Source organism: Cytobacillus firmus NBRC 15306, assembly GCF_001591465.1.
Classification (GTDB): Bacteria; Bacillota; Bacilli; order Bacillales; family Cytobacillaceae; genus Cytobacillus; species Cytobacillus firmus.
Genome location: NZ_BCUY01000153.1, coordinates 1 through 4,418, shown reverse-complemented (window position 1 = coordinate 4,418; position 4,418 = coordinate 1). Strand labels below are relative to the sequence as shown.

At 38.8% G+C, this 4,418-nt stretch carries 7 protein-coding genes and 1 pseudogene; 4 read left to right on the top strand and 4 right to left on the bottom strand.

The features are described from left to right. Positions 1 to 130 precede the first annotated feature (130 nt). Both yhaM and BFI01S_RS21135 read left to right on the top strand, forming a co-directional pair. A complete protein-coding gene (yhaM, locus tag BFI01S_RS21140; RefSeq protein WP_061794340.1) occupies positions 131 to 1,075 on the top strand; it encodes a 3'-5' exoribonuclease YhaM in 945 nt (314 codons plus the stop codon). Between the two features lie 123 nt (positions 1,076 to 1,198). After that, positions 1,199 to 1,384: a sporulation YhaL family protein gene (locus tag BFI01S_RS21135; protein ID WP_061794339.1), complete on the top strand. Its 186-nt coding sequence runs from the start codon at positions 1,199 to 1,201 to the stop codon at positions 1,382 to 1,384. A 49-nt stretch (positions 1,385 to 1,433) separates the two neighbouring features. On the opposite strand, the gene BFI01S_RS21130 is transcribed toward BFI01S_RS21135, so the two are convergent. Beyond that, positions 1,434 to 2,324, bottom strand: a complete 891-nt coding sequence (locus BFI01S_RS21130) for a peptidylprolyl isomerase (protein WP_061794338.1) — start codon at positions 2,322 to 2,324, stop codon at positions 1,434 to 1,436. A gap of 373 nt (positions 2,325 to 2,697) precedes the next feature. Between BFI01S_RS21130 and BFI01S_RS21125 the strand changes: the two genes are divergently transcribed. After that, positions 2,698 to 2,781, top strand: a complete 84-nt coding sequence (locus BFI01S_RS21125; RefSeq protein WP_019381424.1) for a YjcZ family sporulation protein — start codon at positions 2,698 to 2,700, stop codon at positions 2,779 to 2,781. Positions 2,782 to 2,841: 60 nt separating this feature from the next. Next, positions 2,842 to 2,934 carry a YjcZ family sporulation protein gene (locus tag BFI01S_RS22740; RefSeq protein WP_082139012.1) on the top strand — a complete coding sequence of 31 codons (93 nt, stop codon included), beginning with the start codon at positions 2,842 to 2,844 and terminating at the stop codon, positions 2,932 to 2,934. 86 nt (positions 2,935 to 3,020) lie between these two features. Here BFI01S_RS22740 and BFI01S_RS24185 read toward each other — a convergent pair whose 3' ends face one another. The 3 genes and pseudogenes from BFI01S_RS24185 to BFI01S_RS21110 form a co-directional block, all read right to left on the bottom strand. Continuing rightward, entirely contained in the window at positions 3,021 to 3,200 is a 180-nt protein-coding gene (locus tag BFI01S_RS24185; protein ID WP_009331432.1) for a hypothetical protein, read from the bottom strand. A gap of 150 nt (positions 3,201 to 3,350) precedes the next feature. Further along, positions 3,351 to 3,899 carry a DUF3267 domain-containing protein gene (locus tag BFI01S_RS21115; RefSeq protein ID WP_061794337.1) on the bottom strand — a complete coding sequence of 183 codons (549 nt, stop codon included), beginning with the start codon at positions 3,897 to 3,899 and terminating at the stop codon, positions 3,351 to 3,353. A 230-nt stretch (positions 3,900 to 4,129) separates the two neighbouring features. Further along, positions 4,130 to 4,418 (bottom strand): annotated as a pseudogene (locus BFI01S_RS21110) (HTH-type transcriptional regulator Hpr); the annotation flags it as partial.

Sequence of the window (4,418 nt, the reverse complement as noted above, 5' to 3'; positions counted from 1 at the left end):
CATAGGAGAGAGCCGTATCTGTATGGTATACTAGGTTAATAGAATTGCATGTTTAAAGAGGCTGCAAAAGATTTGTCTGTTTCTGAATGCCCTTTTTAAACAACCTCGTGAAGGGAGCGTCGGCGCGCGTATGTCAAAAGGAATTGTTTATTACGAAGTAGGAGAACAAATCGAGCTTTTTCTGCTCATCAAAAGTGCAGCTAAAGGAATTGCGAGTAATGGAAAACCATTCTTGACCCTTATCTTCCAGGACCAAAGCGGGGATATTGAAGCAAAGCTTTGGGATGTGTCTGAAGAAGATGCCAAAAACTACAGTCCTGAAACCATTGTAAAAGTGGCGGGGGATATTTTAAATTACCGTGGACGCAATCAGTTAAGAATCCGCCAAATACGGCCGGCATCTCCAACTGATCCGGTGAAGCTGGCAGACTTTCTCGAAACAGCACCATTAAGTACTGATGAAATGATGAGTAAAATCACTCAATATATATTTGAAATGAAAAATCCGAATATCCAAAGGATCACTCGCCATTTATTGAAGAAGCATCAAAAGGACTTTCTTGAATATCCGGCCGCTACTAAGAATCATCATGAGTTCGTTTCCGGCCTTGCCTATCATGTTGTTTCTATGCTGGATTTGGCTAAAGTAATATCCGGTTTGTATCCAAGCCTGGATAAGGATTTACTATATGCCGGAGTGATCTTGCACGATTTAGGAAAAATAACAGAACTGTCAGGACCAATATCGACATCTTACACAATAGAAGGAAACTTGCTTGGACATATAACCATTATGATCAATGAAATAGGAAAAGCTGCTGAGGAACTGGGAATCAGCGGTGAAGAGATTATGGTCCTTCAGCACCTGGTCTTATCCCATCACGGCAAAGCAGAATGGGGCAGTCCGAAGCCGCCGTTAATCAAGGAAGCAGAAATTCTTCATTATATTGATAATATTGATGCAAAAATGAATATGCTTGATAGAGCTCTGGAAAGGGTAAAACCTGGAGAATTTTCGGAGCGGGTATTTGCTCTGGATAACCGTTCATTCTATAAGCCTAGTTTTCATAAATAATAAATGCCATCCTTCCTAATGGGAAAGGATGGCATTTTTAGTGTCTGTCTATCATATTTTTTCCGGTTCAGCATACATTTTAAAGTAAATGGACAACCATATGAAAAGAAAGAGGGGAAAAAGATGATTCCAATTTGGGTATATTTTGTTGCAGCCGGAATCGTTATAAGTGCATATATGGCGGTAAGGACAGGCAGGGAAGAGAAAAAAGTGGAGCATGACAGCATAGAACGCGAGGGTGAAATTTATATGAAGCGTCTTGAACGGGAAAAAGAAGAGCGGAAATCCGCTAAAGCATCAGCAGGCTGACTTTACTAACACATAAAAAACGGGACTCCAGCAGGGAGCCCCGTTTTTTTTATTTCGCTTCAGTTCCAGCTTCACCTTCAGCTTCAGGTTTATCAAGAACTCCTTTTAGTTCCTTATCTTTAATATCAACATCAGCAGCCTTTAGTTCACGATCCATTGCCTGCTGTATTTTCTCGCCATCAAGCTTGGAGACTTTTACTTGATATTCCATTTCCTTCTTCATTTCTTCAAAGGACTTTTTCTCTTTTTTCTCAGTTACTTGAATGATATGGAAACCATGTTCTGATTGAACAGGAGCGCTGATTTCATTTACATCAAGTGCATAAGCTGCCTCTTCAAATTCAGGAACCATTTTACCTGGGCCGAACCAGCCTAAATCTCCGCCATTTGCAGCAGATCCAGGGTCTTTAGAATATTCTTTGGCCAGATCTTCAAACTTTCCGCCTTCATCAAGCTTTTTCTTTACTTCATTCGCCGTTTTTTCATCCTCTACCAGGATATGGCGTGCTTTAATTTCCGGCTTGTAGTTATCGTAGTATTCTTTAACTTCTTTTTCTGTTGCTTCAATATCTTTAATAGCGGCTTTTTCCTGAAGCAAGCCTGTTTTAAAGGTTTCCCTTAAATCTTCTTCATCCTTATAGCCATATTGCATAAGTGCCATCTCGAAGTTAGCGCCAAGCTGCTGTTTTAGTTCATCAATTTTCTCGTTAAGTTCCTTGTCTGTTACTTTGTATTTATCAGAAAGAACTTTTTCATAAATGAGCTCCTGGAGCGCCTGTTCGCCGTATTTTTCCTTCATTGCTTCATAAAGCTCGTCCTTCGTAATGTTTCCGCTCTTTGTTTCAACAACAACATCTCCTGAGTCGCCGCCGGTGCTGCTGCATGCGCTTAATCCAATTACTCCAGCTGCAATGGAGAGCGATAGCATCCATTTCTTCATGTTGAACACTCCTAAATTAATTTTCAAATTTGGCTCTGGAGAGCTTGACTGCTGTCTTCTGCTGAATTTTTAGACTTCTTAAAAACCAGCAATTGCCTTCACAGTGCCTTCATTTATCACATTCTCTACTATACCATAAATGAAAAAAATAACAAAAGAAGAAAGTAAAGCTTGGTTCATAAACCATTGTTTTTTAAAAAAATTTGGGTATTCGCCCATCCCATTCAGGACAATTGTACATATGATACATGGAACCCTCTGATGGGAGGTTTCAAGCAGCCTAAAAAAGTTTGGATAGCCGGGATAGAAGCCTATCCGACAACAGAGGCAAATGAATAGGATATGGTAGCAACCTGAAGGGGAGGTGTTATCCATGGGTGCTGGATACGGCGGAGGTTTCGCGTTAATCGTTGTATTGTTTATTTTATTAATCATTGTAGGCTGCGCGTGGCTGTAAATCTAGGTTGGCATAGGGTCTGACAGGGCCCTGTGCCGGAATTTGAGAGGAGGCAACCATATGTCTGGAGGACATGGATGCGGCGGAGGTTTTGCGTTAGTTGTCGTGCTGTTCATTTTGTTAATCATCATTGGAGCTTCTTGTTTTTGCTAAGCTTTGATGTGTGAAATTAATGTATATATAAAAAGCGGCGGAAAATTTCCGCCGCTTTTGCTCATGGTAAGAGCGCTCAGGATATCCTAAGCATACAAGATTTCTACAAATGAAGAGATTAGCAATATGGTGATAAGAATGTTAATGGTTCTGAATACTTTGGGCTGCCGTTCCTCAGGAATCTCTTTTTGGAGACAAAGCGAATTTGTCATCTTGTTGATATAAAATAAAATAAAAACGGCAAAAATAATAAAGATGGAGATCATCCAAGATTCCCTCCTTGGGCAGTCATATGATTGCTGTAACATGTTTTGTCTGTTAATTACAATAACAAAGTTCACGAAAAAAAGATAGTATTTAAGATTGCCTGTCAGGTAAGTAAAAGGTATCCTTTGTCAGGATACCCGGGATTACTGCTAATGGTTCGAACGAAGTAAAATCTCAAATCCATCTTCATTTTCTTCTACATAAGATTGATTTGGAGCATTAAGGACGTTTTTTGCGCAGACAATGTCAGAAAAAGACAGGCCTGCATGAAAAGCAAACAGAATGACTAAATAATGTACATAATGAGGAAAAACAAAGCAAGCAGCCAGAAGCAGGCTGTTTATAATGAACATAGGTGCCAGAGTGGCAGTCAGGAAAAGCCGTTTTGAAATAGGCTCCGTTATTCGGATATATATAATTGGCATAAATCCATATTTAATAATCAGCTGTTTTTTTACGATAATTCCAAGGTGTGCAATTGGAAGGTAGTGAAGCAGCTTATGGACTGGATACATTAGCCATAGTCCCGCTGCAAAGAAAATGAAATAATTATCGTAAAAGGAACCTGGCATAAATACATATGTTGCAGGAACATAAGTAAATATGAAAGTAGCCAGCATGGTTAAGGAAGACAAAATAAAAAGTCTCTGCGATCCATATTCCTTCGTGAAGTTAATCGTCTTCCAGCAATTCATCATAAAAATACCTCCACAAGGAGTAAAATAGTAATCTTTCAAACTCACTTATGATACTTTACGATGAATAAATAAAAAAATCAATAGGGAAAACAAACAGATTTTGTCGAAAAAAAACTTTAATAAAATGAAAGTAATGTGAAGCAGTGAGCAACCGTTTTCATAAATACAAAGCGAATGCATGCGATTCGCTTTGTTAGGGTTTACATAATGCTGGAAGGAACTTTTTCTAATTAAACAAGTTCCTTTTCTGCTGCTTGTTTTTTCTTTAATTTGCCCTCATCTTCATCAAATTGATTTTCAAGGTTTGCAAAGGATTTTTCAAAGATCTCCATGAAATCGTCACCATATATATTGCGGACGATCGTCATAATTTCAATGATATCAGGAAACTTTCCATAAAGCTCTCTTAGTGGCATTGCACCAGAAAACACCGCGTTTTTCTCAGGAGAATAGGTTTCCATAAGACTTAATAATACCTTTTCGCCATCTTCAGTCAATTTAATATAGGTATTTCTTTTC